33 protein-coding genes and 3 tRNA genes are annotated in these 23,449 nt (G+C 63.0%); 6 read left to right on the top strand and 30 right to left on the bottom strand.

Features of this window, described 5'->3' with window-relative positions:
• Position 1: 1 nt before the first annotated feature.
• The 29 genes from rpsM to C666_RS00505 all read right to left on the bottom strand — a co-directional run bounded on the left by rpsM (position 2) and on the right by C666_RS00505 (position 13,119).
• Positions 2 to 364, bottom strand: coding sequence for a 30S ribosomal protein S13 (rpsM, locus tag C666_RS00370; RefSeq protein WP_004332356.1), 363 nt, complete (start codon positions 362 to 364; stop codon positions 2 to 4).
• Positions 365 to 417: 53 nt separating this feature from the next.
• Positions 418 to 531, bottom strand: coding sequence for a 50S ribosomal protein L36 (gene rpmJ, locus C666_RS19440; protein ID WP_004258276.1), 114 nt, complete (start codon positions 529 to 531; stop codon positions 418 to 420).
• Positions 532 to 555: 24 nt separating this feature from the next.
• Positions 556 to 774 (bottom strand): translation initiation factor IF-1, encoded by a 219-nt coding sequence (gene infA / locus C666_RS00375; protein ID WP_004298457.1) that lies wholly within the window; start codon positions 772 to 774, stop codon positions 556 to 558.
• 3 nt (positions 775 to 777) lie between these two features.
• Positions 778 to 2,103 (bottom strand): preprotein translocase subunit SecY, encoded by a 1,326-nt coding sequence (gene secY / locus C666_RS00380; protein ID WP_004332359.1) that lies wholly within the window; start codon positions 2,101 to 2,103, stop codon positions 778 to 780.
• 14 nt (positions 2,104 to 2,117) lie between these two features.
• The gene (gene rplO / locus C666_RS00385; RefSeq protein WP_004332361.1) at positions 2,118 to 2,555 is read right to left on the bottom strand and encodes a 50S ribosomal protein L15; all 438 of its coding nucleotides are present in this window, start codon (positions 2,553 to 2,555) and stop codon (positions 2,118 to 2,120) included.
• A gap of 1 nt (position 2,556) precedes the next feature.
• The gene (gene rpmD / locus C666_RS00390; RefSeq protein WP_004332362.1) at positions 2,557 to 2,739 is read right to left on the bottom strand and encodes a 50S ribosomal protein L30; all 183 of its coding nucleotides are present in this window, start codon (positions 2,737 to 2,739) and stop codon (positions 2,557 to 2,559) included.
• 3 nt (positions 2,740 to 2,742) lie between these two features.
• The gene (rpsE, locus tag C666_RS00395; protein ID WP_004332363.1) at positions 2,743 to 3,267 is read right to left on the bottom strand and encodes a 30S ribosomal protein S5; all 525 of its coding nucleotides are present in this window, start codon (positions 3,265 to 3,267) and stop codon (positions 2,743 to 2,745) included.
• Between the two features lie 12 nt (positions 3,268 to 3,279).
• Positions 3,280 to 3,633: a 50S ribosomal protein L18 gene (gene rplR / locus C666_RS00400; RefSeq protein ID WP_004332364.1), complete on the bottom strand. Its 354-nt coding sequence runs from the start codon at positions 3,631 to 3,633 to the stop codon at positions 3,280 to 3,282.
• An 11-nt stretch (positions 3,634 to 3,644) separates the two neighbouring features.
• On the bottom strand, positions 3,645 to 4,178 hold the full coding sequence (rplF, locus tag C666_RS00405) for a 50S ribosomal protein L6 (protein WP_004332365.1): 534 nt from the start codon (positions 4,176 to 4,178) through the stop codon (positions 3,645 to 3,647).
• A gap of 11 nt (positions 4,179 to 4,189) precedes the next feature.
• A complete protein-coding gene (rpsH, locus tag C666_RS00410) occupies positions 4,190 to 4,585 on the bottom strand; it encodes a 30S ribosomal protein S8 (RefSeq protein ID WP_004332366.1) in 396 nt (131 codons plus the stop codon).
• Between the two features lie 13 nt (positions 4,586 to 4,598).
• Positions 4,599 to 4,904, bottom strand: coding sequence for a 30S ribosomal protein S14 (rpsN, locus tag C666_RS00415; protein ID WP_004332367.1), 306 nt, complete (start codon positions 4,902 to 4,904; stop codon positions 4,599 to 4,601).
• Positions 4,905 to 4,911: 7 nt separating this feature from the next.
• On the bottom strand, positions 4,912 to 5,451 hold the full coding sequence (rplE, locus tag C666_RS00420) for a 50S ribosomal protein L5 (RefSeq protein WP_004258233.1): 540 nt from the start codon (positions 5,449 to 5,451) through the stop codon (positions 4,912 to 4,914).
• Positions 5,452 to 5,460: 9 nt separating this feature from the next.
• Positions 5,461 to 5,778: a 50S ribosomal protein L24 gene (rplX, locus tag C666_RS00425; protein ID WP_004258231.1), complete on the bottom strand. Its 318-nt coding sequence runs from the start codon at positions 5,776 to 5,778 to the stop codon at positions 5,461 to 5,463.
• 11 nt (positions 5,779 to 5,789) lie between these two features.
• Positions 5,790 to 6,158, bottom strand: coding sequence for a 50S ribosomal protein L14 (rplN, locus tag C666_RS00430; protein WP_004332368.1), 369 nt, complete (start codon positions 6,156 to 6,158; stop codon positions 5,790 to 5,792).
• Between the two features lie 152 nt (positions 6,159 to 6,310).
• On the bottom strand, positions 6,311 to 6,580 hold the full coding sequence (rpsQ, locus tag C666_RS00435; protein ID WP_004332369.1) for a 30S ribosomal protein S17: 270 nt from the start codon (positions 6,578 to 6,580) through the stop codon (positions 6,311 to 6,313).
• Positions 6,577 to 6,771 (bottom strand): 50S ribosomal protein L29, encoded by a 195-nt coding sequence (gene rpmC, locus C666_RS00440; protein ID WP_004332371.1) that lies wholly within the window; start codon positions 6,769 to 6,771, stop codon positions 6,577 to 6,579. The genes rpsQ and rpmC overlap by 4 nt, the downstream gene beginning before the upstream one ends.
• A gap of 2 nt (positions 6,772 to 6,773) precedes the next feature.
• Positions 6,774 to 7,190, bottom strand: coding sequence for a 50S ribosomal protein L16 (gene rplP, locus C666_RS00445; RefSeq protein WP_004332373.1), 417 nt, complete (start codon positions 7,188 to 7,190; stop codon positions 6,774 to 6,776).
• On the bottom strand, positions 7,190 to 7,960 hold the full coding sequence (rpsC, locus tag C666_RS00450) for a 30S ribosomal protein S3 (protein ID WP_004332374.1): 771 nt from the start codon (positions 7,958 to 7,960) through the stop codon (positions 7,190 to 7,192). The genes rplP and rpsC overlap by 1 nt, the downstream gene beginning before the upstream one ends.
• A 9-nt stretch (positions 7,961 to 7,969) precedes the next feature.
• The gene (gene rplV / locus C666_RS00455) at positions 7,970 to 8,299 is read right to left on the bottom strand and encodes a 50S ribosomal protein L22 (protein WP_004332376.1); all 330 of its coding nucleotides are present in this window, start codon (positions 8,297 to 8,299) and stop codon (positions 7,970 to 7,972) included.
• A 9-nt stretch (positions 8,300 to 8,308) separates the two neighbouring features.
• The gene (gene rpsS / locus C666_RS00460) at positions 8,309 to 8,584 is read right to left on the bottom strand and encodes a 30S ribosomal protein S19 (protein ID WP_004332378.1); all 276 of its coding nucleotides are present in this window, start codon (positions 8,582 to 8,584) and stop codon (positions 8,309 to 8,311) included.
• Between the two features lie 10 nt (positions 8,585 to 8,594).
• On the bottom strand, positions 8,595 to 9,422 hold the full coding sequence (gene rplB / locus C666_RS00465) for a 50S ribosomal protein L2 (protein ID WP_004332381.1): 828 nt from the start codon (positions 9,420 to 9,422) through the stop codon (positions 8,595 to 8,597).
• 6 nt (positions 9,423 to 9,428) lie between these two features.
• Positions 9,429 to 9,734 (bottom strand): 50S ribosomal protein L23, encoded by a 306-nt coding sequence (gene rplW, locus C666_RS00470; protein WP_004332382.1) that lies wholly within the window; start codon positions 9,732 to 9,734, stop codon positions 9,429 to 9,431.
• The gene (gene rplD / locus C666_RS00475) at positions 9,731 to 10,351 is read right to left on the bottom strand and encodes a 50S ribosomal protein L4 (RefSeq protein ID WP_004332384.1); all 621 of its coding nucleotides are present in this window, start codon (positions 10,349 to 10,351) and stop codon (positions 9,731 to 9,733) included. The genes rplW and rplD overlap by 4 nt, the downstream gene beginning before the upstream one ends.
• A 10-nt stretch (positions 10,352 to 10,361) precedes the next feature.
• A complete protein-coding gene (gene rplC, locus C666_RS00480; RefSeq protein WP_004332386.1) occupies positions 10,362 to 11,000 on the bottom strand; it encodes a 50S ribosomal protein L3 in 639 nt (212 codons plus the stop codon).
• 112 nt (positions 11,001 to 11,112) lie between these two features.
• The gene (gene rpsJ, locus C666_RS00485) at positions 11,113 to 11,424 is read right to left on the bottom strand and encodes a 30S ribosomal protein S10 (RefSeq protein ID WP_004332388.1); all 312 of its coding nucleotides are present in this window, start codon (positions 11,422 to 11,424) and stop codon (positions 11,113 to 11,115) included.
• A 66-nt stretch (positions 11,425 to 11,490) separates the two neighbouring features.
• The gene (tuf, locus tag C666_RS00490; protein WP_004332390.1) at positions 11,491 to 12,681 is read right to left on the bottom strand and encodes an elongation factor Tu; all 1,191 of its coding nucleotides are present in this window, start codon (positions 12,679 to 12,681) and stop codon (positions 11,491 to 11,493) included.
• Between the two features lie 102 nt (positions 12,682 to 12,783).
• Positions 12,784 to 12,858, bottom strand: a tRNA-Thr gene (locus C666_RS00495).
• Positions 12,859 to 12,875: 17 nt separating this feature from the next.
• A tRNA-Gly gene (locus C666_RS00500) sits at positions 12,876 to 12,949 on the bottom strand.
• Positions 12,950 to 13,034: 85 nt separating this feature from the next.
• Positions 13,035 to 13,119, bottom strand: a tRNA-Tyr gene (locus C666_RS00505).
• A 201-nt stretch (positions 13,120 to 13,320) separates the two neighbouring features.
• Between C666_RS00505 and C666_RS00510 the strand changes: the two genes are divergently transcribed.
• The 3 genes from C666_RS00510 to C666_RS00520 all read left to right on the top strand — a co-directional run bounded on the left by C666_RS00510 (position 13,321) and on the right by C666_RS00520 (position 17,457).
• Positions 13,321 to 13,905: a sigma-70 family RNA polymerase sigma factor gene (locus C666_RS00510; RefSeq protein WP_004332392.1), complete on the top strand. Its 585-nt coding sequence runs from the start codon at positions 13,321 to 13,323 to the stop codon at positions 13,903 to 13,905.
• Complete coding sequence (locus C666_RS00515; RefSeq protein ID WP_004332394.1) at positions 13,902 to 14,897, top strand: FecR family protein; 996 nt, start codon at positions 13,902 to 13,904, stop codon at positions 14,895 to 14,897. The genes C666_RS00510 and C666_RS00515 overlap by 4 nt, the downstream gene beginning before the upstream one ends.
• Before the next feature lie 133 nt (positions 14,898 to 15,030).
• The gene (locus C666_RS00520) at positions 15,031 to 17,457 is read left to right on the top strand and encodes a TonB-dependent siderophore receptor (protein ID WP_004332396.1); all 2,427 of its coding nucleotides are present in this window, start codon (positions 15,031 to 15,033) and stop codon (positions 17,455 to 17,457) included.
• A 251-nt stretch (positions 17,458 to 17,708) separates the two neighbouring features.
• Here C666_RS00520 and C666_RS00525 read toward each other — a convergent pair whose 3' ends face one another.
• Positions 17,709 to 17,984: a hypothetical protein gene (locus tag C666_RS00525; protein ID WP_004332398.1), complete on the bottom strand. Its 276-nt coding sequence runs from the start codon at positions 17,982 to 17,984 to the stop codon at positions 17,709 to 17,711.
• Positions 17,985 to 18,192: 208 nt separating this feature from the next.
• Between C666_RS00525 and C666_RS00530 the strand changes: the two genes are divergently transcribed.
• The 3 genes from C666_RS00530 to C666_RS00540 all read left to right on the top strand — a co-directional run bounded on the left by C666_RS00530 (position 18,193) and on the right by C666_RS00540 (position 23,417).
• On the top strand, positions 18,193 to 21,756 hold the full coding sequence (locus tag C666_RS00530) for an indolepyruvate ferredoxin oxidoreductase family protein (protein WP_004332400.1): 3,564 nt from the start codon (positions 18,193 to 18,195) through the stop codon (positions 21,754 to 21,756).
• 76 nt (positions 21,757 to 21,832) lie between these two features.
• Complete coding sequence (locus tag C666_RS00535; protein WP_004332402.1) at positions 21,833 to 22,597, top strand: class I SAM-dependent methyltransferase; 765 nt, start codon at positions 21,833 to 21,835, stop codon at positions 22,595 to 22,597.
• Between the two features lie 112 nt (positions 22,598 to 22,709).
• A complete protein-coding gene (locus C666_RS00540; RefSeq protein WP_004332404.1) occupies positions 22,710 to 23,417 on the top strand; it encodes a P-loop NTPase family protein in 708 nt (235 codons plus the stop codon).
• Positions 23,418 to 23,449 lie beyond the last annotated feature (32 nt).

Genomic DNA, 23,449 nt, shown 5'->3' on the forward strand with positions numbered 1-23,449 from the left:
ATTACTTCTTGCCGGCGATCGCCTTGCGGGGACCTTTGCGGGTGCGCGCATTGGTGCGCGTGCGCTGCCCCCGCAGCGGCAGACCACGACGATGGCGCACGCCGCGATAGCAGCCAAGGTCCATCAGTCGCTTGATGTTCATCGTCACTTCACGGCGCAGGTCGCCCTCGACCACGAAGCGACCCACTTCGTCACGAAGCTTTTCCATGTCCGACTCGGTCAGATCCTTGATCTTGGTCGAGCGAACAACGCCTGCAGCGTCGCAAATCTTCTGAGCACGCGTACGGCCGATCCCAAAGATTGCGGTCAACGCGATCTCGGCGTGCTTGTGATTGGGAATGTTTACCCCAGCAATACGGGCCATCCGTCTACCCCAAAACGCTAAACATTAAATTTTAATACCTAGAGTCGACTTAATCAACCCTGGCGCTGCTTGTGCCGCGGATCGGTGCAGATGACGCGCACGACACCTTTGCGGCGGATGATCTTGCAATTGCGGCAAAGCCGCTTTACTGACGCCTGGACTCGCATGTTCCTGCTCCTGTTTCTCTATTCTCACTTGGTCCGGAAGACGATCCGGCCCTTTGTCAGGTCGTAAGGGGTGAGCTGCACCGTAACCTTGTCACCCGGAAGGATGCGGATGTAGTGCATCCGCATCTTGCCGGAGATGTGGCCGAGAACCATGTGTCCATTCTCGAGCCTGACGCGAAACGTTGCGTTGGGGAGGTTTTCCGTGACCTCGCCCTGCATCTCGATGACATCTTCCTTCGTCATGTCTTACTTGGTCGGGAAACCCGCCCCTTTGAAGTTCGCCTTCTTCAGCAGACTCTCGTACTGGTGCGACATCACCGCTGCCTGAACCTGGGCCATGAAGTCCATCGTGACCACCACGATGATCAGCAGCGAGGTGCCGCCAAAATAGAACGGAACGTTCCACTTCAGGATCAGGAACTCAGGCAACAGGCAGACCAGGGTGATATACACCGCGCCAGCCAGCGTCAGCCGCATGAGAATCTTGTCTATGTAACGCGCGGTCTGATCACCCGGCCGGATACCCGGAACGAACGCACCGCTCTTTTTCAGGTTGTCTGCCGTCTCCCGCGCATTGAATACCAACGCGGTATAGAAAAAGCAGAAGAACACGATCGCCAGCGCATACAGCATCACGTAGATCGGCTGGCCAGGCGACAGCGTGGACGACAGATCACGCAGCCAGTACATCCCTTCCGACGAACCGAACCACTGCCCCAACGTTGCCGGGAAGAGGATGATGCTCGACGCGAAGATCGGCGGAATCACCCCCGACATGTTCAGCTTCAGAGGCAGGTGGGAACTTTGCCCGCCATATACCTTGTTGCCGACCTGACGCTTGGCGTAATTGACCAGGATCTTCCGCTGCCCCCGCTCGACGAACACCACGAAGCCGGTGACGAGAACCACCAGAACGCAGATGAAGAGCGCCGTGAAGGGATGCATCGACCCCGTACGCACCAACTCGAACAAACCGCCGATCGCACTGGGCAAGCCCGCGACGATACCGGCGAAGATAATGATCGAGATACCGTTACCGATTCCGCGCTCCGTGATCTGCTCCCCCAGCCACATCAGGAACATGGTTCCGGTGACAAGTGTTGCAACGGTCACGAAACGGAACATCAGCCCCGGATCGAGCACCAGCCCCGGCTGCCCCTCGAGCGCGATCGCCATACCCAGCGACTGCGCAAAAGCGAGCACGAGCGTGCCGTAACGCGTGTACTGGGTGATCTTCCTGCGCCCGGCCTCGCCTTCTTTCTTGAGTGCCTCCAGAGTCGGCACCGCGACGGTCATCAACTGCATGATGATCGAAGCCGAAATGTAGGGCATGATACCCAGCGCGAAGATCGTGAAGCGCGAGAGCGCCCCACCCGAAAACAGGTTGAAGACGCCGAGGATACCGCCCGCCTGTGACTGGAACAGCTCAGCCAGTTGGTCCGGGTCGATGCCCGGGACGGGAATGTGCGCACCCAGTCGATAAACGATCAAAGCGCCAAGCAGGAACAGCAGGCGACGCTTGAGGTCGCCGAACCGCCCTGGATTGCCCAGCGTGGCAGAAGGATTAGCCACAGCCCGTCCCTTTATTACTCAGCCGAAACGGAACCGCCGGCAGCTTCGATCGCTGCCTTGGCACCCTTGGTGGCCCCGATGCCGCGAAGCACGACCTTGCGGCCGATTTCGCCCGACAGCACCACCTTGGCGGACAGTGCATCGCTCGGAACCACGCCTGCCTGCTTCAGCGTCAGCAGATCGATCTCTTCGATCGGAACCACCGACAATTCGGACAGGCGCACCTCGACGTTGCGGGCACGCGTCAGCGACACGAAGCCACGCTTCGGCAAGCGGCGCTGCAAGGGCATCTGACCGCCCTCGAAACCGGTCTTGTGGAAACCGCCCGCACGCGACTTCTGGCCCTTGTGGCCGCGGCCGCAGGTCTTGCCCAGACCACTGCCCATGCCACGACCCACGCGCCTGGCAGCGCTCTTGGAGCCGGCACCCGGCTTGATGTTATTCAGGCGCATATCAACCCTCACGCTTGAGCAGGTAGGACACCTTGTTGATCATGCCGCGCACTTCGGGCGTATCTGCCAGCTCAACCGTGTGATTGAGGCGGCGCAGACCCAGCCCGCGAACCGTTGCGCGGTGCGACTGTTTGGTGCCGATCACGCTCTTGACGAGCGTCACCTTGATTTTCTTGTCCGACATCACTTACCCCAGGATCTCTTCGACGGTCTTGCCGCGCTTGGCTGCAATTTCCGCCGGAGTGTTGATCGCCATCAGGCCGTTGATGGTGGCACGCACGACGTTGTAAGGATTGGCGGAGCCAATGCACTTGCAGATGACGTCGGTGACACCCATCACCTCGAACACGGCACGCATCGGGCCGCCGGCGATGATGCCGGTACCAGCCGGAGCGGGCTGCATCAGCACCGAAGCGGCGCCATGCTTGCCAATCACGGTGTGCTGCAGGGTGCCGTTCTTGAGCGAGACCTTGCGCAACTTGCGGCGCGCTTCGTCCATCGCCTTTTGAACCGCAACCGGCACTTCACGCGACTTGCCCTTGCCCATCCCGATAGCACCGTCGCCGTCACCGACCACGGTCAATGCTGCAAAACCGAGAATCCGGCCGCCCTTGACGACCTTGGTCACGCGATTGATCGCGACCATCTTCTCCCGCAGGCCGTCATCGCGCTCGTCGGAGGCTTGCGCACGTTTGGTTTGCTGCTTAGCCATTCGATTCCTCGCTTAGAACTTGAGGCCGCCTTCGCGGGCGGCCTCGGCCAGCGCCTTGACGCGGCCGTGATACAGGAAGCCCGAGCGGTCGAATGCGACCTGCTCGACGCCAGCAGCCTTTGCACGCTCGGCAATCAGCTTGCCGACGAGTTCTGCGGCAGCCTTGTTGCCGCCGTTCGGCACCTGGGCACGAACGTCGGCCTCGACCGTCGAAGCGGCAGCGAGCACCTTCGAGCCGCAGCCCGAAATGACCTGGGCATAGATGTGGCAGTTGGACCGGAACACCGCGAGGCGAACCGCCTTGAGCTCCGCGAGTTTGGCGCGAGTTTTGCGCGCACGGCGAAGACGAGTTTCTTTCTTGTTCATGACGAACCGCCTTACTTCTTCTTGGTTTCCTTGAGCACCACCACTTCATCCGCATAGCGGACGCCCTTGCCCTTGTAGGGTTCGGGAGCGCGGTAGGCCCTCACCTCGGCCGCGACCTGGCCAACCTGCTGCTTGTCGACACCCTTGATCAGGATCTCGGTCTGCGTCGGCGTTTCGACCTTCACCCCTGCCGGCATCTGATGCACGACGGGATGCGAAAAACCGAGCGACAGATTGAGCTTGTCGCCTTGAGCCTGCGCACGGTAGCCCACGCCAACCAGGGTGAGCTTGCGCTCGAAGCCCTTGGTCACGCCAGTCACCATGTTATTCACCAGCGCGCGCACGGTACCCGACATCGCTCGCGAGTTCACGACGCCATCGAGTGCCTTGCAGACGATTGCATCGCCTTCGCGCTCAACGCTGACCTGACCCGTAAGCGGCTGGCGCAGCGTGCCCAGCGGCCCTTTGACGGCGATTTCGGCATCGGAGATAACAACTTCGACACCACTCGGAATCGCCACCGGATTCTTAGCTACACGAGACATGGCATCTCCCCTTAAGCGACCAGGCAGATGACTTCGCCGCCAACGCGATTGGCACGCGCACTGCGGTCGGTCATCACACCACGCGGCGTGGAGACGATCGCGACACCGAGGCCGTTCATCACGCGCGGCAGATCGTCGCTACCCTTGTAGATACGAAGCCCGGGGCGGCTCACACGCTCGATGCGCTCGATAACCGGACGGCCCGCGTAGTACTTCAGCGTCACATCCAGCTTTGCCTTGCCAGCTTCGTCACTGACGGCGAAGCCGTCGATATAACCTTCGTCCTGCAGCACTTTCGCGATCGCGACCTTCAGCTTCGACGAGGGCATCGACACCGATGCCTTCTGGGCCTGCTGGCCATTGCGGATGCGCGTCAGCATGTCGGCGATGGGATCGGACATACTCATCTTCGAATTCTCCTTACCAGCTCGCCTTGGTCATACCAGGCACTTCGCCGCGGAAAGCGATCTCGCGCAGCTTGTTGCGGCACAGACCGAACTTGCGGAACACACCACGCGGACGACCGGTCAGGGCGCAACGGTTGCGCTGACGCGTCGGGTTGGCATTGCGCGGCAGCTGCTGCAGCGCAAGACGGGCCGTCATGCGTTCTTCTTCGGACAACTTGGTGTCTTCGATTTGCGCAACCAGTGCGGCGCGCTTGGCAGCAAACTTTGCCACCAGCTTCGCACGCTTGGCTTCGCGATTGATCAGAGCGAGTTTCGCCATATCACCCTCAATTCTTGAACGGGAACTTGAACGCACCCAGAAGCGCACGCGCCTCTTCGTCCGTCTTCGCCGTCGTCGTGATGCTGATGTTCATCCCGCGCAGAGCATCGATCTTGTCGTACTCGATTTCCGGGAAGATGATCTGTTCCTTGACACCGAGGTTGTAGTTGCCACGGCCGTCGAAACCCTTCGCCCCAATACCGCGGAAGTCGCGAACGCGCGGCAGCGCGATCGTCACCAGGCGATCCAGGAATTCGAACATGCGCGGACCGCGCAGCGTCACCATGCAGCCGATCGGATAACCATCGCGGATCTTGAAGCCAGCGATCGACTTGCGCGCCTTGGTGGCGACCGGCTTCTGGCCGGCGATCTTGGTCATGTCGCCGATGGCGTGTTCGAGAATCTTCTTGTCGCCGACAGCCTCACCGACACCCATGTTCAGGGTGATCTTGGTGATGCGGGGCACTTCCATCACGGACTTGTAGCCGAACTGCTTCTGCAGAGCCGGAGCCACCTCATCCTTGTAAACCTGTTGCAAGCGAGCCATCGTCACTCCTTAGGCGTTCACCAGCTCGCCGTTCGACTTGAAGAAACGGACCTTGCGGCCGTCCTCAAGCGTCTTGATCCCGATGCGATCACCCTTCTGGGTGGCGGGATTGAACAGCGCGACGTTCGAAACATGGATCGGCATCTCTTTCTCGACGATGCCACCCACTTCACCCTTCAGCGGATTCGGGCGCACATGCTTCTTGACCCGATTCACACCCTCGACCACGACGCGCTCGTCATCGACGCGGCGCAGCACGGTGCCGCGACGGCCGCGATCCTTGCCCGTCAGCACCACCACTTCATCACCCTTGCGGATCTTGTTCATCTAGCGACTCCTCAGAGCACTTCGGGCGCCAGCGAGACGATCTTCATGAACCGCTCGGAGCGCAGCTCGCGCGTCACCGGCCCGAAGATACGGGTGCCGATCGGCTCAAGCTTGTTGTTCAAGAGGACGGCCGCGTTGTTGTCGAACTTGACCAGCGAGCCGTCAGGACGACGAACACCCTTGGCGGTACGGACCACCACGGCGTTATAGACATCACCCTTTTTCACACGACCGCGCGGAGCTGCATCCTTGACGGTCACTTTGATGATGTCGCCAACGCCGGCGTAGCGGCGCTTCGAACCACCCAGGACCTTGATGCACATCACCGAGCGCGCGCCGGTGTTATCGGCAACGTCCAGTCTGGACTGCATTTGAATCATGAAAATATCTCCAACTTATCCCGCGTTCGCGGACAGTCTTGGAACCCGTCAGGGTAGGATGCCCCGAGCGAGCCCCGGAGCAAAGAGGCAAAAGTATAACAGCTTGACACCCAGGCGCCAAGCTGTTTTTTTATCTGCTACTTACTCGCTACTTAGATGACACGCGCCTTCTCGAGCACCTTGGCAACTCGCCAGGTCTTGGTGCGCGAGATCGGACGGCACTCCTCGATCTCGACCAGATCTCCCGCCGTTGCCGAACCATCTTCGACATGAGCGTGATACTTGGCGGAACGCGTGATGATCTTGCCGTAGAGCGGGTGCTTGACCCGGCTTTCGACGAGAACCGTCACCGTCTTCTGCATCTTGTCGCTCACCACACGCCCAACCAGCGCGCGACGAACCTTCTGAACTTGCTCGCTCATTGCTGACCCGCCTTTTCGCGCAGGATGGTACGAACGCGTGCGATGTCGCGACGGACCTTCCCAATCTGACTCGTATTGCCCAACTGCTGTGTCGCATGCTGCATGCGCAGCGAGAACTGCGCCTTCAGCAAATCGACAAGCTCCGTGTTCAACTCATCAGCGCTCTTGGCGCGGAGTTCACTCGCTTTCATGCTCAAGCCCCCACCATGCGAGTCACGAAAACAGTCTCGATCGGAAGCTTGGCGGCGGCGAGCCGGAATGCTTCACGGGCGAGCGCTTCGTCCACGCCATCCATTTCATACAGCACCTTACCGGGCTGGATCTCGGCAACCCAGTACTCCGGGTTGCCCTTGCCGTTACCCATACGGACTTCGGCAGGCTTCCGCGAAATCGGCTTGTCCGGGAAGATGCGAATCCAGATACGGCCACCGCGCTTGATGTGGCGCGTCATCGCACGACGCGCAGATTCGATCTGGCGCGCCGTCAGACGGCCGCGGCCAACCGCCTTGAGACCGTATTCACCGAAGGACACTTTCGCGCCACGGGTAGCGATACCCGTGTTGCGGCCCTTCTGCTCCTTGCGATACTTCCTTCTAGTCGGCTGCAGCATCATTCACCCCTGCTTTCTTCTTGCCGGCCTTCGCCACGGCGGGCGGGACGACGACCCGGACGGCCTTCGCCGTCACGCGGGGCGCCACGGCGGCCACGGCGGTTGTCGGCTTCCGGTTCGGCGGCGACCGGCTGTTCATTGCGGCCCAGCATCTCGCCCTTGAACACCCACACCTTGATGCCGATGATGCCGTAGGTGGTCTTCGCTTCCGAGACACCGTAGTCGATGTTGGCGCGCAGGGTGTGCAGCGGCACGCGACCTTCGCGATACCACTCGGTACGGGCGATTTCAGCCCCGTTCAAACGCCCCGAGCTCATGATCTTGATGCCCTGGGCGCCGAGACGCATCGCGTTCTGCATCGCACGCTTCATTGCGCGACGGAACATGATGCGCTTCTCGAGCTGCTGCGCGATCGAGTCGGCAATCAGCTTGGCGTCGATTTCCGGCTTGCGCACTTCCTCGATGTTGACGTGGACCGGCACACCGACGATCTTCTGCAGATCGCGCTTCAGTGCCTCGATGTCTTCACCTTTCTTGCCGATCACGACACCCGGACGGGCGCTGTACAAAGTGACGCGGGCGTTCTTGGCCGGGCGCTCGATGATGACGCGGCCAACCGACGCGTGCGACAGACGCTTCTTCAGGTACTCACGAACCTTCAGGTCCTCGTGCAGCATGCCTGCATAGTCGCGGCTGGAAGCGAACCAGCGCGAACCCCAGTCACGCGTGACGGCGAGGCGGAAGCCAGTGGGATTGATTTTCTGACCCATGATTACTCCTTACTCGCCGACGGTCACGTAGACGTGGCAGGTGGGCTTGAGGATGCGGTTGCCGCGACCCTTCGCACGCGCGGTGAAGCGCTTCAGCGTCATGCCTTCTTCCACGTGAATGGTCTTGACCTTCAGGACGTCGATGTCGGCGCCATCGTTGTGCTCGGCATTGGCAATGGCGGACTCGACCACCTTGCGGATGATCTTGGCACCCTTCTTGGGTGAGAAAGCCAGGATGTTGAGCGCTTGCTCGACAGACTTGCCACGCACCAGGTCGGCGACCAAGCGGCCCTTCTGGGCCGACAGGCGTACGCCACGGAGAATTGCTTTCGTTTCCATGTCGTCCTCTTAGCGCTTGGCCTTCTTGCTGGCTGCGTGACCCTTGAAGGTACGCGTCAGCGCGAATTCACCCAGCTTGTGGCCAACCATGTTCTCGGTCACGAACACCGGAATGTGCTGCTTGCCGTTATGAACGGCAATCGTCAGTCCGATGAAGTCGGGCAGAATCGTGGAGCGACGCGACCAAGTCTTGATCGGGCGCTTGTCGTTGCTGGTCCGTACCGCGTCGACCTTCTTCAGGAGGTGCGCGTCGATGAACGGGCCTTTCTTGATAGAACGTGCCATCTTTTACCCCTTAACGCTTGTGACGACGCTGCACGATCATGCTGTCGGTGCGCTTGTTGCTACGGGTGCGATAACCCTTCGCAGGCGTACCCCACGGGCTGACCGGCTCGCGAGCCTCTCCGGTACGGCCTTCGCCGCCACCATGCGGGTGATCCACCGGGTTCATCGCCACGCCGCGAACGGTGGGACGGATGCCACGCCAACGATTGGCGCCAGCCTTGCCGATCTTGCGCAGGCCATGCTCTCCATTGCCAACTTCGCCAATGGTGGCGCGGCACTCGACGTGCACACGACGAATTTCACCCGAACGCAGACGCAGCTGGGCGTAGGACCCTTCGCGCGCCAACAGCTGGACCGACGTACCCGCGGCACGGGCGATCTGGGCGCCCTTGCCCGGCGTCATCTCGATGCAGTGAATGGTCGAACCCACCGGAATGTTGCGGATCGGCAGGGCGTTGCCCGGCTTGATCGGAGCTTCGACACCGCTGATCAGTTGCTGGCCGACCTCGACGCCGCGCGGCGCGATGATGTAGCGGCGCTCGCCATCTGCGTAGCACAGCAATGCGATATGAGCCGAACGGTTCGGGTCATATTCGATGCGCTCGACCTTCGCGGGGATACCGTCCTTGTTGCGGCGGAAATCGACGAAGCGGTAGTGCTGCTTGTGACCGCCGCCTTGGTGGCGAACGGTGATGCGGCCATTGTTGTTGCGGCCGGCATTCTTGCTCTGCTTCTCCACCAGGGAAGCAAGCGGGCGGCCCTTGTGCAGATCAGGATTGACCACCTTGACCTGGGCACGGCGGCCGGCCGAGGTAGGCTTGAGTTTTACGATTGCCATGATCTATTACTCCCCGGCCGCAAAATTGATTTCCTGGCCAGGCTTCAAGCAAACAAAAGCCTTCTTCCAGTCTTTGCGGCGCCCCATGGTCTTGCCGAAACGCTTGGCCTTGCCCTTGACGTTCAGAACCTGAACCGACTTGACCTCGACCTTGAACAGCGCCTCGACAGCCGCCTTCACTTCAGGCTTGGTGGCATCGGAAGCAACCTTGAATACCACCTGCTCGTTCTTGTCGGCGACGAAAGTCGCCTTTTCGGAGATCTGCGGGGCGAGCAGCACCTGCAGCAGACGTTCCTGACTGATCGCGCTCATTGCCACGCCTCCTCCATCTTCGCCAGCGCACCCTTGGTGACCAGCACCTTCGGGAAGCGCACCAGCGACACCGGATCCGCTTCGCTGACCGACAGCACCAGAACCTGGTGCAGGTTGCGCGAAGACAGGAACAGGTTCTCGTCGATTTCGTCGGTAATGACCAGGACGGAATCCAGGCCCATACCCTTCAGTTTCTGCGACAGCAGACGCGTCTTCGGCGCCTCGACACTGAAGCTGTCAACCACAGCCAGGCGGTCTTCACGCGCCAACTGCGACAGGATCGCGGCTACGCCCGCACGGTACATCTTGCGGTTGACCTTCTGGCTGAAGTTCTCGTCCGGCGTATTCGGGAAGATCTTGCCGCCCCCGCGCCACAGCGGGCTCGACGCCATACCGGCGCGGGCGTTGCCCGTACCCTTCTGGCGGAAAGGCTTGCGGGTCGACTTGGCGATCTCGGAACGACCTTTCTGCTTACGATTGCCCGAACGCGCATTGGCGAGATAGGCCGTCACGACCTGGTGCACCAGCGCTTCGTTGTAGTCACGGCCGAACAGCACATCCGACGCCTGCAGCGTCGACGCGGTCTGACCCTGATCATTCAAGAGTTTCAGTTCCATTCCGCGCTCCTTATGCCTTGACCGCCGGGCAGACGACAACGTCGCCACCCTTCGAGCCCGGCACCGCACCCTTCACCAGCAACAACTGGCGCTCGACATCCACGCGAACGACTTCCAGACCCTGAGTCGTACGCTGAACATTGCCGTACTGACCGGCCATGCGCTTACCCGGGAAGACACGACCCGGATCCTGCGCCATACCGATCGAGCCCGGCGAATTGTGCGAGATGGAGTTACCGTGGGAAGCACGGTTGGACGAGAAGTTGTGACGCTTGATCGGACCGGAAAAACCCTTACCGATCGTCACACCGGTCACATCGACCTTCTGGCCCACCTGGAACAGGTCGACACTGATCACGTCGCCGGCATTGAAGCCCGCCAACTGATCTTCAGCGACACGGAATTCTTTCATGCCACGGCAGGGCTCTACACCCGCCTTGGCCAGATGCCCCGCAACCGGCTTGGTGATCCGGCTGGCGCGACGCTTGCCATAAGCAACCTGAACCGCGGCATAGCCGTCGACTTCAGACGTCTTGATCTGGGACACACGATTATCCGACACGTCAAGCACCGTCACCGGGATGGACCTGCCATCCTCGGCGAAAATGCGAGTCATGCCGACCTTGCGTCCAACAAGGCCTAGACTCATATTTTTCTCCTGAATCCCGGTTGCGATTGACCGGGGGTCACAATTAATGCGCCAAAAGGCACAAAGGCCGGATTATACCGGCCTATTCCAAACTTCCGCAAGCAGGGATTACTTACTGGAGCTTGATCTCGACATCCACACCCGCCGGAAGATCCAGCTTCATCAGCGCATCGACGGTCTTGTCGGTCGGATCGATGATGTCCATCAGACGCTGATGCGTGCGGATTTCCATCTGATCGCGCGAGGCCTTGTTCACGTGCGGCGAACGCAGCAGATCGAAACGTTCGATGCGGGTCGGCAGCGGAACCGGCCCACGGACGACAGCGCCCGTGCGCTTCGCGGTTTCGACGATTTCGAGCGCCGACTGATCGATCAGGCGGTAGTCGAAAGCTTTCAGGCGGATACGGATTTTCTGGTTTTGCATGACATTTCCTAAAGAGCGAAAAGAGCGGGGGACGGAGCCCCCGAAGGGCTCCGTCTGTACAGAGTCTTACTCGATGATCTTGGCAACGACGCCGGCACCGACGGTACGACCACCTTCGCGGATCGCGAAACGCAGACCTTCTTCCATCGCGATCGGCGCGATCAGCTTCACCGTGATCGACACGTTGTCGCCCGGCATCACCATCTCCGTGCCTTCCGGCAGCTCGATCGAGCCCGTCACGTCCGTGGTACGGAAATAGAACTGCGGACGGTAGTTGTTGAAGAACGGCGTGTGACGACCGCCCTCTTCCTTCGACAGCACATACACTTCACCCGTGAAGTGCGTGTGCGGCGTGATCGAACCCGGCTTGGCCAGAACCTGGCCACGCTCGACGTCTTCACGCTTGGTGCCGCGCAGCAGCACACCCACGTTGTCGCCCGCTTGACCTTGGTCCAGCAGCTTGCGGAACATTTCCACGCCCGTGCAGATGGTCTTGACCGTCGCCTTGATACCGACGATCTCGATTTCCTCGCCAACCTTGACGACCCCGCGCTCGACACGGCCCGTCACCACGGTGCCGCGGCCCGAGATCGAGAACACGTCTTCGATCGGCAGCAGGAACGGACGGTCGATCGCACGCTCCGGCGTCGGAATGTAGCTGTCCAGCGCTTCGGCCAGGCGGAAGATCGCCGGCTCGCCGATGTCGGACTGATCGCCTTCCAGCGCCTTCAGCGCCGAACCCTTGATGATCGGCACGTCGTCGCCCGGGAAGTCGTACTTCGACAGCAGCTCGCGCACTTCCATCTCGACCAGCTCGAGCAGCTCTTCGTCGTCGACCATGTCGCACTTGTTCAGGAAGACGATGATGTACGGCACGCCCACCTGGCGCGCCAGCAGGATGTGCTCGCGCGTCTGCGGCATCGGGCCGTCAGCGGCCGAGCACACCAGGATCGCGCCGTCCATCTGCGCCGCACCGGTAATCATGTTCTTCACATAGTCCGCGTGGCCCGGGCAGTCAACGTGCGCGTAGTGGCGCGACTCCGTCTCGTACTCCACGTGCGCCGTGTTGATCGTGATCCCGCGCGCCTTCTCTTCCGGCGCCGCGTCGATCTGGTCGTACGCCTTCGCCTCGCCACCGAACTTCTTCGTCAGCACCGTCGTAATCGCGGCCGTCAGCGTGGTCTTGCCGTGGTCAACGTGACCGATCGTACCAACGTTGACGTGCGGCTTCGTCCGCTCAAACTTACCCTTAGCCATATCGCTATCCTTAAAATCAGAACCAGAAAAACCAGAGCGGCGCCCAATCCCGACCGGAACCCCGATCTATTGGCCGCCGCGCCAGGCCAGGCAGAAAATGAGTGGTGCCCTTGACGTGGATTGAACACGTGGCCTCTCCCTTACCAAGGGAGTGCTCTACCACTGAGCTACAAGGGCTCCGAAAACAGCACATCTGGAGCGGGTGAAGGGAATCGAACCCTCGTCATAAGCTTGGAAGGCTTCTGCTCTACCATTGAGCTACACCCGCGCCGCCACTGCAGAAAACTCGCAGCCGATTCACTTCAACCACCACGCCAAGCGCGATCAATCCGCCGCTCGACGCCATGTATTGCTGGTGGAGGGAGAAGGATTCGAACCTTCGAAGGCTGAGCCGTCAGATTTACAGTCTGATCCCGTTGACCGCTTGGGTATCCCTCCACGCGAGAGCCACGCACTATAGGCGACCGGTTTATCGGTGTCAAACACTTTTTGGCGCCCGCCGGCAAACCGGGAAGAAGGGCCATCGAGGCCGCCGCAGGCCCCCTCGTATCTGCTTGGCGGCTTACAGCCGTTATTGATACTAAAACTCATTATCACCTAAAATCCGACGCTGGCCCCGTCACTCACTCCCATCCCGCCATGGCGAAACCTCCCGCCGCGACGTATTTCGCCCTGGAAGCGCTCTACCTGCAGCATGAACCGTGGCTGAGAGCCCGCCTGCGGCGCAGGCTGTCCAACGCCGCGGATGCCGAGGATCTCGCCGCCGACACCTTCATGCAGATCATGCACCGCCACGACCTGCACACCCTGCGCGAACCACGGGCCTTCCTCACCACCGTGGCCAAGCGCCTGCTCTTCCAGCTCTGGCAGCGCCGCGACCTCGAACAAACCTACCTCGACCATCTCGCCCGGCAGCCCGAGACCGAAGCCCCATCGCCGGAAGAACTGCTCATGGCGCTGCAAAGCCTGCACGGCATCGCCCAGGCACTGGACGGCCTGAGCGAAAACGCCCGGCGCGCCTTCCTGTACAGCCAGATCGACGGTCTCGGCTACGCCGAAATCGCCCAGCGCCTCGGTGTCTCCACCGCCAGCGTGCGGCACTACATGGCGCAGGGCTTCCGCCAGTGCGCCCTGATGCTGGCCAGTCAGGCCACCCCGGGCCAGGCTCCGCCGGGGCCGCCCCGGCCCGGCCGGCCGCGCAAGACCGCGGCGGATGCGCCATGACGCCGCCCGCCACGGCCGACAGCGCCATCGACTGGCTCGTCATCCTCCACTCCGGCGAAGTCAGCGCCGAAGAACAGCAAGCTTTCCAGCGCTGGCTTGCCGCCGACCCCCGCCACCATGAAGACTGGGCACGGCTCACCGGCAGCCTGGATACCGCCTTCGGCGGCGTGCGCCAGTTCAACCGCCGGAACCCCGGCCAGGCGGACACCATCGCCCACGCCCTGAACAGTGCCGAAACAAAGGGCAAACAGCGCCGCCGCCTGCTCCGGGGCGGCCTGGCCATCGCCGGAATCGGCGCGGGCACCGCCCTGCTCGCCCAGCGCCACACCCCGCTGACCAGCCTGACCGCCGACCTGCGCACCGCCACCGCCGAACGCCGCCGGCACACCCTGGAAGACGGCAGCGTACTGACCCTCAACGCCCGCAGCGCGGCCGACATCGACTACCGCGCCGATGCGCGCCACATCCACCTGCGCCAGGGCGCGCTGATTGCCGACGTGGCGGGCGGCCCGCCCCAGGCCGCCGCGCGGCCATTCATCGTCCATACCCGCAACGGCAGCGTGCGTGCGCTGGGCACCCGCTTTCTGGTGCACCAGCAGGACGGGCGCAGTTTCGTCAGCGTGCTCCGCCACCACGTCGAACTCCGCACCCCGCGGGGCTCTCCCGCAACCCTTGCCCAGGGCCAGGCTGCCTGGATAGATGCGGCGGGCATCATCACTCCGGCCGCCGCCCCCGCCCTCTCCGCCAGCGCTTGGGAACGCGGCCTGCTCGAAGTACACGACGCCCCACTGGTCGAGGTCATCGAACAGCTCCGCCCCTACCGCCACGGCTTCATCCGCCTTGCGCCCGGCGCCGCCCACCTGCGCGTGTTCGGCACCTATTCCCTCGACGACACCGATCAGGCGCTGGCCTCGCTGGCTCAGACCCTGCCCATCACCATCGCCACCCACGGCGGCGGCTGGCTGGTGCGCATCGAAGCGCAGCCCGCCTGAGCGCCACACCGTCGCCCGCACGGCGGCAAAGCCACGGCGCAAAAAAGCTGCGAAAACCTTTGGCGCTTTGCGCGCATCGTCACACATACCTCGGAGCAGTCGATTTTTCATCCACCGTCCTGAGGATTTCACGATGTCCCCTTGCCCCGCTCCGGCACGCCGCCTGTCCATCCCGCTGCGCCCCACCCTGCTGGCCCTCGCGCTCGGCCTTTCGTTCGTCCCGGCACACGCCCAGCAGAACCCAAGCGCCCAGGTACAAACGCCCCGGCAATGGAGCCTGCCCGCCCAGCCGCTCGGCAGCACCCTGGCGCGCATCGCCAGCGAAGGCGGGCTGGCGCTTTCCATCGACGCCGAACTGGTGCGCGGCCTGACCGCCCCCGCGGTGCAAGGCCACTACAACGCCGCGCAGGCCGCGCGCGCGGCCCTGCAAGGCAGCGGCCTGGGGCTGACGCCCACCGCCAGCGGCGCGCTGACACTGCGGCGCCTGCCCGTTTCAGGCGAGGCGGTTCTGGCGCCCGTTTCCGTAATCGCCCGCCCCGAGCGCAGCGCCATCACCGAAAACACCGGCAGCTACACCACCGGCGTCACCAGCACCGCCACCAAGATGAATCTGTCGATCCGCGAAACGCCGCAATCGATCAGCGTTGTCACCCGTCAGCGCATGGACGATCAGGAGCTGACCAACATTACCAAAGTGCTGGAGCAAACCCCGGGCGTCACCATATCCCGAGATGTAGGAGAGCGTTTCAATATCTATTCGCGCGGTCGTGAAATCAACAAATTCCAATATGACGGACTAACCACTCATGTGGAGAGCCAGACGCAAAACATGTCGCAGAACCTTGCCGACATGTCGATCTACGACAAGGTGGAAATCGTGCGTGGCGCCACGGGGCTGATGACTGGCGCTGGCTATCCAAGCGGCATGGTCAATATGGTGCGCAAACGGCCGACCAAGGAATTCCAGGCCAGCCTGACGGGCAGCATCGGCCGTTGGGATGATTATCGTGGTTCGGTGGATGTCTCAGGCCCATTGGTAGAAGGCGGCAGGCTGAGAGGGCGCCTGATTGGGGCCAAACAGGATAACAATAGCTTTACTGACTATTACAGCCAGAAGCGGGACGTTCTCTACGGTGTGGCAGAAGCGGATATCACCAATAGTACGACTCTTAGACTCGGCATCGACTATCAGAGATATGAAGTAAATGGCGGGGCTGATGTACCAGCGATTTACACCGATGGAGGACAAACTAATTTCCCCCGCTCGACCACAGCTGTCTCCAAGCATCAAAATGAGAAATTCGAAACAACCAACTACTTCTTCAACATCGATCAGGCACTGGCAAACGACTGGAAGCTGGTCGTGAGCGGAAACTATATGGATGCGGATCGAAAATTTAGTGGCAGTACATTTATGGAAAATTATACAGGCTCAGCCATGGATAGAGAAACAGGTCAGATGGATATAGCCATAGTCGGCAAATTAACAAACCCAATAAACCAGAAATCCGCCGCCATCAACCTGCAAGGCCCATTCTCGTTGTTCGGCAGGGAACATCAGGCAATTGTTGGCTATGAGTTTAGTCGCTACAAGTCCAACTGGGTATCACCTTACAGCGCCATCTATACAACTGGCACCCTGTCCGACATACAGGAACTATCACCATCACTTACCAAAAAACCAACACCCAGTATTCAGGACTTTTATAACATCCAACGCGGCTATTACGGAGTCCTGCGCCTGAACCCTGTCGATAAACTGCACGTCTTACTGGGTGCACGTGTTTCCGACTACATATATTACAGCGCCTGGAATGGTTCCAAAAGCGGCTATCAAAAATCTGGCGAAGTCACCCCTTATGCCGGGCTGGTGTATGACCTGACACCGGAACAGTCGGTTTATATCAGCTATACCGATATTTTCATGCCCAACACCGTTGTTGATATCAATCACAAGATCATCGATCCGCAGGTCGGCTCGAACTATGAAGCCGGCTGGAAAGGTGAGTTCTATGATGGCCGCCTGAATGCCAACGTGGCGATTTATCAATCAAAAGCAGACAACGCCACGGAGTTCGCCGGCCGCGATGATTCAGGCAGAGCTTATTACCGTGCCGTTGATGGTGTGAAAACCGAGGGCATCGACATTGAACTTGCCGGTGAAGTGCTGCCGGGCTGGAACGTCAGCGGCAGCTACAGCCACACGAAATCGGAGGATGCCGCTGGCGCTCGGCGGTTGCCAGAGCATCCGCTGGACACCGTGAAACTGTGGAATACCTACAGTTTCTCAGGCAATTTTCAAGGGCTCACAATAGGCGGCGGCGCGCGTTGGATATCGAAGACCTCTGCAGACTATGCATCCCTTTCCAGCAAGACCAGGCAGGATGATTATGTGGTGGTTGACTTGATGGCCCGCTACAGAATCAATCAGCATCTTTCGGCAATGCTGAATATCAGCAATCTGTTCGACAAGAAATATTACACAGGCCTGGGGCAAACTGGCTTCAGCTTCTACGGCCAGCCACGTAACCTTACTTTAGGAGCTAGATACGACTTCTGACCGACCGTCAAACCTCAGCCCCCGCAGGGTAGCCGGGCCGTAGGGCGCGCTTCCTCCTTGGCGAGACGGGCTGAAGGCTTTTCAGCGCAAGGTCCGAGGCGGGGCATGCTTTTGGCTGCCCCGCCTTTTTCATTGGACCTCCCCCATGTCCCCGCATGGCAGGCCAACGTGCACCGCTGGAGCCGGTGGTGAGGATCGATCTGTCGCAGCCGTAGCGCTTTGGCTCCGTTCGCCCCGAGCCTGCTGCGCCCTCAGTCCTGGGCGCGCAGCCGGCGCACTTCCTCTTCGCTCAATCCGGAAAGCTCCGCGACGGTGGCATCGTTGAAGCGCTTTGCTTCGATCATCTTCAGCGCCGCCTCGGTGTGGGCCGCCTGTCTGCCCCTGCGCTCGGCCGCATTCAACTCGCTGCGTCCGTTGATCAGCGCGCGTTCGCGCACGGAGGCGGCGCGCCGGCTTTCCTCGTCGCCGGACAGGCGCGTGAGTTCGTCCACCGCCTGCTCGACCGGCTCGTGCGTGATCGTAGCCATGGTGCCCTCCTCGTCCCAGCAGGTGAAAAACGCCACCCAGTCATCGAAGGCCGTGCGCAGCCCGCAACCTCCGCACCATTAGGGTATCCAAGGATTGCCGCCCTCCGGCGGAGGGGACTAGGCTGACCCGACGGCATCATCCACGGAGCGCCCACAAGGCGTGCCAACGGGACACAAAAAGACCTTTTTTGTGGAAGGAGACCGTACCATGGCCGAACGCGATCCGCGCCCGAAGGCGCCCAGCCTGGACGACAAGTACACCGCCGCAAGCGGCCGCGTCTATCTCACCGGCTACCAGGCGCTGGTCCGCCTGCTGATGATCCAGAAGTCCCGCGACGAGGCTGCCGGCCTCGACACCGCCGGCTTCGTCTCGGGCTATCGCGGCTCGCCGCTGGGCGGCCTCGATCAGACGCTGTGGAAGGCGCGACGGCACCTCGAGGAACGCGGCATCGTCTTCCAGCCCGGCGTCAACGAGGACCTCGCGGCAACCGCGGTGTGGGGTAGCCAGCAGGTACAGTTGTCACCGGGCGCGCGCCACGACGGCGTGTTCGCGATGTGGTATGGGAAAGGGCCTGGCGTGGATCGCTGCGGAGACGTGTTCCGCCACGCCAATGCCGCCGGCAGCGCGCGCTTCGGCGGCGTGCTGGTGGTCGCGGGCGACGACCACGCGGCAAAGTCCTCGACGCTGCCGCACCAGACCGACCACTTCTTCAAATCGATGATGATGCCGGTGCTTGCGCCCGCGGGCGTGCAGCAGTACATCGACTTCGGCGTGCATGGCTACGCGCTATCGCGCTACTCGGGATGCTGGGTCGCGTTCAAGGCGCTCGCCGACACGGTCGAGACCTCCGCTTCGGTGGACGTCGATCCGCAACGCGTGCGGGTGGCGATGCCGACCGATTTCGCGCTGCCGGCCGACGGCCTCAACCTGCGCTGGCCCGACCCGCCGCTGGTGCAGGAGAAGCGCCTGTTGCACTACAAGCTCTATGCCGCGCTCGCGTATGCCCGCGCCAACCACCTCAACCAGATCGTCATCGACTCCCCCGCCCCGCGGCTCGGCATCATCACCAGCGGCAAGAGCTATCTGGACGTGCGCCAGGCACTCGACGACCTCGGCATCGACGCCGCGCTGGCCGCGCAGATCGGGCTCCGCGTCTACAAGGTCGGCATGGTGTGGCCGCTCGAGGCCGACGGCGTGCGCAGCTTTGCCGAAGGGCTGGACGAGATCCTGGTGGTGGAGGAAAAGCGCCAGTTGCTCGAATACCAGCTCAAGGAAGAGCTCTACAACTGGCGCGAGGACGTGCGCCCCCGCGTCGTCGGCAAGTTCGACGAAAAGGGGGAATGGGCGCACGTCCTACGCGCAGACGGCACGATAGACCACGGCGACTGGCTGCTGCCCGCCGCGGGCGAGCTGACGCCGGCGATGATCGCGCGCGCCATCGCGCTGCGCATCGGCCGCTTCGTCACCTCGGAGCGCATCGAGGCCCGCGTCGCCTTCCTCCAGGCCAAGGAGCGCGCCCTGTCGCAGCGCAGCTTCGACGCCGACCGCATCCCCACGTTCTGCTCCGGCTGCCCGCACAACACCTCGACCCACGTTCCCGAAGGCAGTCGTGCGCTGGCCGGCATCGGCTGCCACTACATGGTCACCTGGATGCCCGAGCGCCGCACGGCCACCTTCACCCACATGGGGGGAGAAGGCGTGCCCTGGGTCGGACAGGCTCCATTCACCGACGAGCGGCACGTCTTCGCCAACCTCGGCGACGGCACCTACTTCCATTCCGGCCTGATGGCGATTCGCCAGTCGGTCGCCGCGCGGGTGAACATCACCTACAAGATCCTCTACAACGACGCCGTCGCGATGACGGGCGGCCAGCCCCATGACGGTCCGCTCGACGTGCCCACCATCGTGCGCCAGCTGCAGGCCGAAGGCGTGCATAACATCGTCGTCGTCACCGACGGCACCGAACGCGCCTACGGGCCGGCCGACCTTCCCCACGTGCCGATCCGCCACCGCGACGAACTCGATGCCGTCCAGCGCGAGCTGCGCGCATCGGGCGGCGTCACGGCGCTGATCTACGACCAGACCTGCGCCGCCGAGAAGCGCCGCCGCCGCAAGCGCGGCACCTACCCCGACCCGGCACGGCGCGTGTTCATCAACGAAGCCGTGTGCGAAGGCTGCGGCGACTGCGGCGAGCAATCCAACTGCATGTCGATCCTGCCGGTCGAGACCGATCTGGGCCGCAAGCGCCGCATCGACCAGTCCTCGTGCAACAAGGACTACGCCTGTCTGAAGGGCTTCTGCCCCAGCTTCGTCACCATCGAAGGCGGCGGCCTGCGCAAGGGCCAGGCCCTCGCCGGCGACGAATCCCGCCTCCCGCCCCCGCCCGCACCGCACGTCCCGTCGACGGCCACGCCCTTCGGCATCCTCGTCACCGGCGTGGGCGGCACCGGCGTCGTCACCATCGGTGCGCTCATCGGCATGGCGGCCCACCTCGACGGCAAGGGCGTCACCGTGCTCGACATGACCGGGCTTGCCCAGAAGGGCGGCTCGGTCTTCAGCCACATCCGCATCGCCGATCGGCCCGATGCGCTGCACGCGGTCCGGATCGCGGCCGGCGAAGCCGACGCGGTGATCGGCGGCGATCTCATCGTCAGCGCGAGCGTCGAGGCCCTCGCCAAGATGGCGGCCGGCCGCAGCCGCGCCGTCATCAACACGGCCGAGACTCCCACCGCCGCATTCGCGCACGATCCGGATTGGCGCTTCCCGCAGGAGCGGATGATCGCCACCGTGCGCGGCGCCACCTCGCCGGACAGCGACTTCATCGATGCGCAGCGCCTGGCGCAGGCCTTGCTCGGCGAAGGCATCGCGGTCAATCCCCTGCTGCTCGGCTTTGCCTGGCAGCGCGGGCTGATTCCGGTCTCCGAAAGCGCCTTGATGCAGGCCATCGAGCTCAACGGCGCGGCGATCGACATGAACAAGCGCGCCTTCCTGTGGGGACGGCGGGCAGCGCACGACCTCGCGGCAGTGGAACGCTTCCTCGCCCCCGCCGGGACACCGGCCAGCGTCCCGGCGCCCGGGCTCGACGCCTTGGTCGAGCGCCGTGCCGCAATGCTGGCGGACTACCAGGACGCAGCCTACGCCGACCGCTACCGCAGCCTGGTTCAGCGCGTGCGCGAAGCCGAGACGCACCGCGTCGGTGCCGGCAGCACCCGGCTGGCCGAAGCCGTCGCACGCAGCTACGCCAGACTGCTTGCCTATAAGGACGAATACGAAGTCGCCCGCCTCTACACCGACCCCGCCTTCTGGCGGCAACTGGAGTCGACGTTCGAAGGCGACTACACGGTCCGCTTCCACCTCGCCGTCCCCTTGCTGGCACGCCCCGACCCCGTCACCGGCCGTCGCGCCAAGCGCAGCTTCGGCCCGGGAATGCTGCGGATCTTCCGCCAACTGGCACGGTTCAAGGGATTGCGCGGCACGCGCTGGGACCCCTTCGGCTATACGGCGGAGCGCCGTGCCGAGCGGGCGCTGATCGCGCAATTCGAAACCGATGTCGACGAACTGCTCTGCACCCTGAGTTTCGACCGCCTGCCGCTGGCCATCCAGATCGCGGCGTTGCCCGAGCGCATCCGCGGCTTCGGCCACGTCAAGGCGAGGAACATGGCATGGGCGGCCAAACAGCGCGGCGAACTGCTCGCGCAGTGGCGTGCCGCGCCTGCAAGTCCCCCGCCACGCGAGCCCGCCGGCATGCCGCCGCGCAAGGTCGCGGCATGAAAAACGCAGCAGCCTCGTCGCCGCCAGGGCAGCCGGGCAGCTAATATCCGGGGGGTCGCACTCACCAGGCCACCCGATGCCGCCAGCCCTCAAAGCCCTGCTCGCCCAGCTCATGGGAACGGCGGGGGCTTTCGCCCTCGCCAGTTCCGGCGCGCTCGGCGGGCTGTGGCCGCTGGTCGCATCGCAGGCGGGCCTCGCCGCCGCCAGCGCCCTGGTGCTGCGCAGCGAGCGCTGGTGGCTCGCGATCCATCTCGGCTTCCTGCCCCTCGCAGTGCTTGCCCACGGCCTGAGCCGGGCGCTCGGCCTGCATCCGGGCTGGTATCTCGCCGGCTTCGTCCTGCTGCTGCTCGTCTACTGGACCAGCTTCCGCACCCAGGTCCCGCTCTACCTCAGCAATCGCGCCACCGCCGCGGCCGTCGGCCGCCTGCTGCCCGCCGCGCCGGCATGCGTGCTCGACATCGGCGCGGGCACGGGTTCGCTGCTGCGCCCGCTCGCCCGCATGCGCACGGACTGCCGCTTCACCGGAATCGAGCTGGCGCCCGCCCCCTGGCTGCTCGGCCGCCTGCTCGCGGTGCGCTTCCCCAACATCGAATGGCGGCGCGGCGACCTTTTCGCTCCCTCGTGGTCGGACTACGATGTGGTGTATGCCTTCCTGTCGCCGGTCCCGATGGCCGCTGTCTGGGCCAAGGCCTGCGCCGAGATGAAGCCGGGCAGCCTGCTCGTCAGCAACGGCTTCGTGGTGCCCGGCGCCGAACCGGAACGGATCGTCGAGGTCGCCGACCGGCGCGGGACACGGCTTCATGTCTATCGGATGGGCACGCATGGCGGCAGGCGCCGATAGATGGAAATAGCGGGTCGAAGCCTTGCTTTTCCACCGCTTGCGCGGAACGCCGCCCCGGGATAATCCCGGTCATGCGGTCGACCGTGGCCGCAAGCAAAGGATGGATGGATTCATGGCTGAAATCATCTGCGTGATCGGCAACAAGGGCGGCACCGGCAAGACCACGCTGTCGCACATGCTGTGCCAAGGCCTGGGGTTGCTCGGCCAGCGCGCCGCCTGCGTGCTCACCGACACCTCGCGCGAGCCCCTGTCGCCGGCCGGCCGGCGCTACGTCACGGCCGACGCCCGCACGCGCGACGCGCTGACCAAGGTCGTCGACAAACTGCGCGCGCTCGACAACTGGATCGGCGTCATCGACGGCGGCGGCAACCGCACCGAGATGGACCGCAAGCTCTATGCGCTGTCGGACATCGTGCTGCTGCCCTTCCGCGAATCGCACGAAGACATCCGCACCGTGGTGCGCGACCTCGAAATGTTTCCGCGCGCCTATGCAGTCCCGTCCCAATGGCCGACCAACGCCTGGCAGCGCGACGCGGCCGACCGCACGGTGGCGCAGTTGATGGGCGCCCACCGCCACCGCATCCTGCGCCCGGTCAATGCGCTGTCGTCATCGAAACTGCTGCTGCAGAAGCAGATCCCGGAACAACTGCCGACGCCACTGGCGAACGCCTGCCGCGCAGTCGCGCGCCAGGTGCTGCAGGTGCTCGAGATCGATTTTGCCGAGACGAGCCTCGACGACGAGCACCTCGACGACGTCGAACCGCTGCCCGCGACCGAGATGCCCCTGCGCCTGGCCAGCGCGGCGCGGCGCTCCCACTGAGGCCCGGCGGCACGCAGCCGAAGCACGGCCGG

Origin of the sequence: Thauera linaloolentis 47Lol = DSM 12138 (assembly GCF_000310205.1) — a bacterium.
GTDB classification, from domain to species: domain Bacteria; phylum Pseudomonadota; class Gammaproteobacteria; order Burkholderiales; family Rhodocyclaceae; genus Thauera; species Thauera linaloolentis.

Excerpts from the sequence above, each read along its gene's own strand:
- rpsM (WP_004332356.1), bottom strand. The coding sequence starts at position 364 with ATGGCCCGTATTGCTGGGGTAAACATTCCCAATCACAAGCACGCCGAG.
- rplX (WP_004258231.1), bottom strand. The coding sequence starts at position 5,778 with ATGAACAAGATCCGCAAGGGTGATGAAGTGGTGGTGCTGACGGGCAAG.
- rplN (WP_004332368.1), bottom strand. The coding sequence starts at position 6,158 with ATGATTCAAATGCAGTCCAGACTGGACGTTGCCGATAACACCGGCGCG.
- rplW (WP_004332382.1), bottom strand. The coding sequence starts at position 9,734 with ATGAGCGCGATCAGTCAGGAACGTCTGCTGCAGGTGCTGCTCGCCCCG.
- rpmJ (WP_004258276.1), bottom strand. The coding sequence starts at position 531 with ATGCGAGTCCAGGCGTCAGTAAAGCGGCTTTGCCGCAATTGCAAGATC.
- C666_RS00530 (WP_004332400.1), top strand. The coding sequence starts at position 18,193 with ATGGCCGAACGCGATCCGCGCCCGAAGGCGCCCAGCCTGGACGACAAG.
- C666_RS00540 (WP_004332404.1), top strand. The coding sequence starts at position 22,710 with ATGGCTGAAATCATCTGCGTGATCGGCAACAAGGGCGGCACCGGCAAG.
- rpsE (WP_004332363.1), bottom strand. The coding sequence starts at position 3,267 with ATGGCTAAGCAGCAAACCAAACGTGCGCAAGCCTCCGACGAGCGCGAT.
- rplR (WP_004332364.1), bottom strand. The coding sequence starts at position 3,633 with ATGAACAAGAAAGAAACTCGTCTTCGCCGTGCGCGCAAAACTCGCGCC.
- rplB (WP_004332381.1), bottom strand. The coding sequence starts at position 9,422 with ATGGCAATCGTAAAACTCAAGCCTACCTCGGCCGGCCGCCGTGCCCAG.
- rpmD (WP_004332362.1), bottom strand. The coding sequence starts at position 2,739 with ATGTCGGACAAGAAAATCAAGGTGACGCTCGTCAAGAGCGTGATCGGC.
- C666_RS00525 (WP_004332398.1), bottom strand. The coding sequence starts at position 17,984 with ATGGCTACGATCACGCACGAGCCGGTCGAGCAGGCGGTGGACGAACTC.
- C666_RS00520 (WP_004332396.1), top strand. The coding sequence starts at position 15,031 with ATGTCCCCTTGCCCCGCTCCGGCACGCCGCCTGTCCATCCCGCTGCGC.
- C666_RS00535 (WP_004332402.1), top strand. The coding sequence starts at position 21,833 with ATGCCGCCAGCCCTCAAAGCCCTGCTCGCCCAGCTCATGGGAACGGCG.
- rpsH (WP_004332366.1), bottom strand. The coding sequence starts at position 4,585 with ATGAGTATGTCCGATCCCATCGCCGACATGCTGACGCGCATCCGCAAT.
- rplP (WP_004332373.1), bottom strand. The coding sequence starts at position 7,190 with ATGCTGCAGCCGACTAGAAGGAAGTATCGCAAGGAGCAGAAGGGCCGC.
- rplV (WP_004332376.1), bottom strand. The coding sequence starts at position 8,299 with ATGGAAACGAAAGCAATTCTCCGTGGCGTACGCCTGTCGGCCCAGAAG.
- rplF (WP_004332365.1), bottom strand. The coding sequence starts at position 4,178 with ATGTCTCGTGTAGCTAAGAATCCGGTGGCGATTCCGAGTGGTGTCGAA.
- C666_RS00510 (WP_004332392.1), top strand. The coding sequence starts at position 13,321 with ATGGCGAAACCTCCCGCCGCGACGTATTTCGCCCTGGAAGCGCTCTAC.
- rpmC (WP_004332371.1), bottom strand. The coding sequence starts at position 6,771 with ATGAAAGCGAGTGAACTCCGCGCCAAGAGCGCTGATGAGTTGAACACG.
- rplC (WP_004332386.1), bottom strand. The coding sequence starts at position 11,000 with ATGAGTCTAGGCCTTGTTGGACGCAAGGTCGGCATGACTCGCATTTTC.
- rpsS (WP_004332378.1), bottom strand. The coding sequence starts at position 8,584 with ATGGCACGTTCTATCAAGAAAGGCCCGTTCATCGACGCGCACCTCCTG.
- rpsN (WP_004332367.1), bottom strand. The coding sequence starts at position 4,904 with ATGGCGAAACTCGCTCTGATCAATCGCGAAGCCAAGCGTGCGAAGCTG.
- rplE (WP_004258233.1), bottom strand. The coding sequence starts at position 5,451 with ATGGCTCGCTTGCAACAGGTTTACAAGGATGAGGTGGCTCCGGCTCTG.
- rplO (WP_004332361.1), bottom strand. The coding sequence starts at position 2,555 with ATGCGCCTGAATAACATCAAGCCGGGTGCCGGCTCCAAGAGCGCTGCC.
- rpsJ (WP_004332388.1), bottom strand. The coding sequence starts at position 11,424 with ATGCAAAACCAGAAAATCCGTATCCGCCTGAAAGCTTTCGACTACCGC.
- rplD (WP_004332384.1), bottom strand. The coding sequence starts at position 10,351 with ATGGAACTGAAACTCTTGAATGATCAGGGTCAGACCGCGTCGACGCTG.
- infA (WP_004298457.1), bottom strand. The coding sequence starts at position 774 with ATGACGAAGGAAGATGTCATCGAGATGCAGGGCGAGGTCACGGAAAAC.
- rpsQ (WP_004332369.1), bottom strand. The coding sequence starts at position 6,580 with ATGAGCGAGCAAGTTCAGAAGGTTCGTCGCGCGCTGGTTGGGCGTGTG.
- rpsC (WP_004332374.1), bottom strand. The coding sequence starts at position 7,960 with ATGGGTCAGAAAATCAATCCCACTGGCTTCCGCCTCGCCGTCACGCGT.
- C666_RS00515 (WP_004332394.1), top strand. The coding sequence starts at position 13,902 with ATGACGCCGCCCGCCACGGCCGACAGCGCCATCGACTGGCTCGTCATC.
- tuf (WP_004332390.1), bottom strand. The coding sequence starts at position 12,681 with ATGGCTAAGGGTAAGTTTGAGCGGACGAAGCCGCACGTCAACGTTGGT.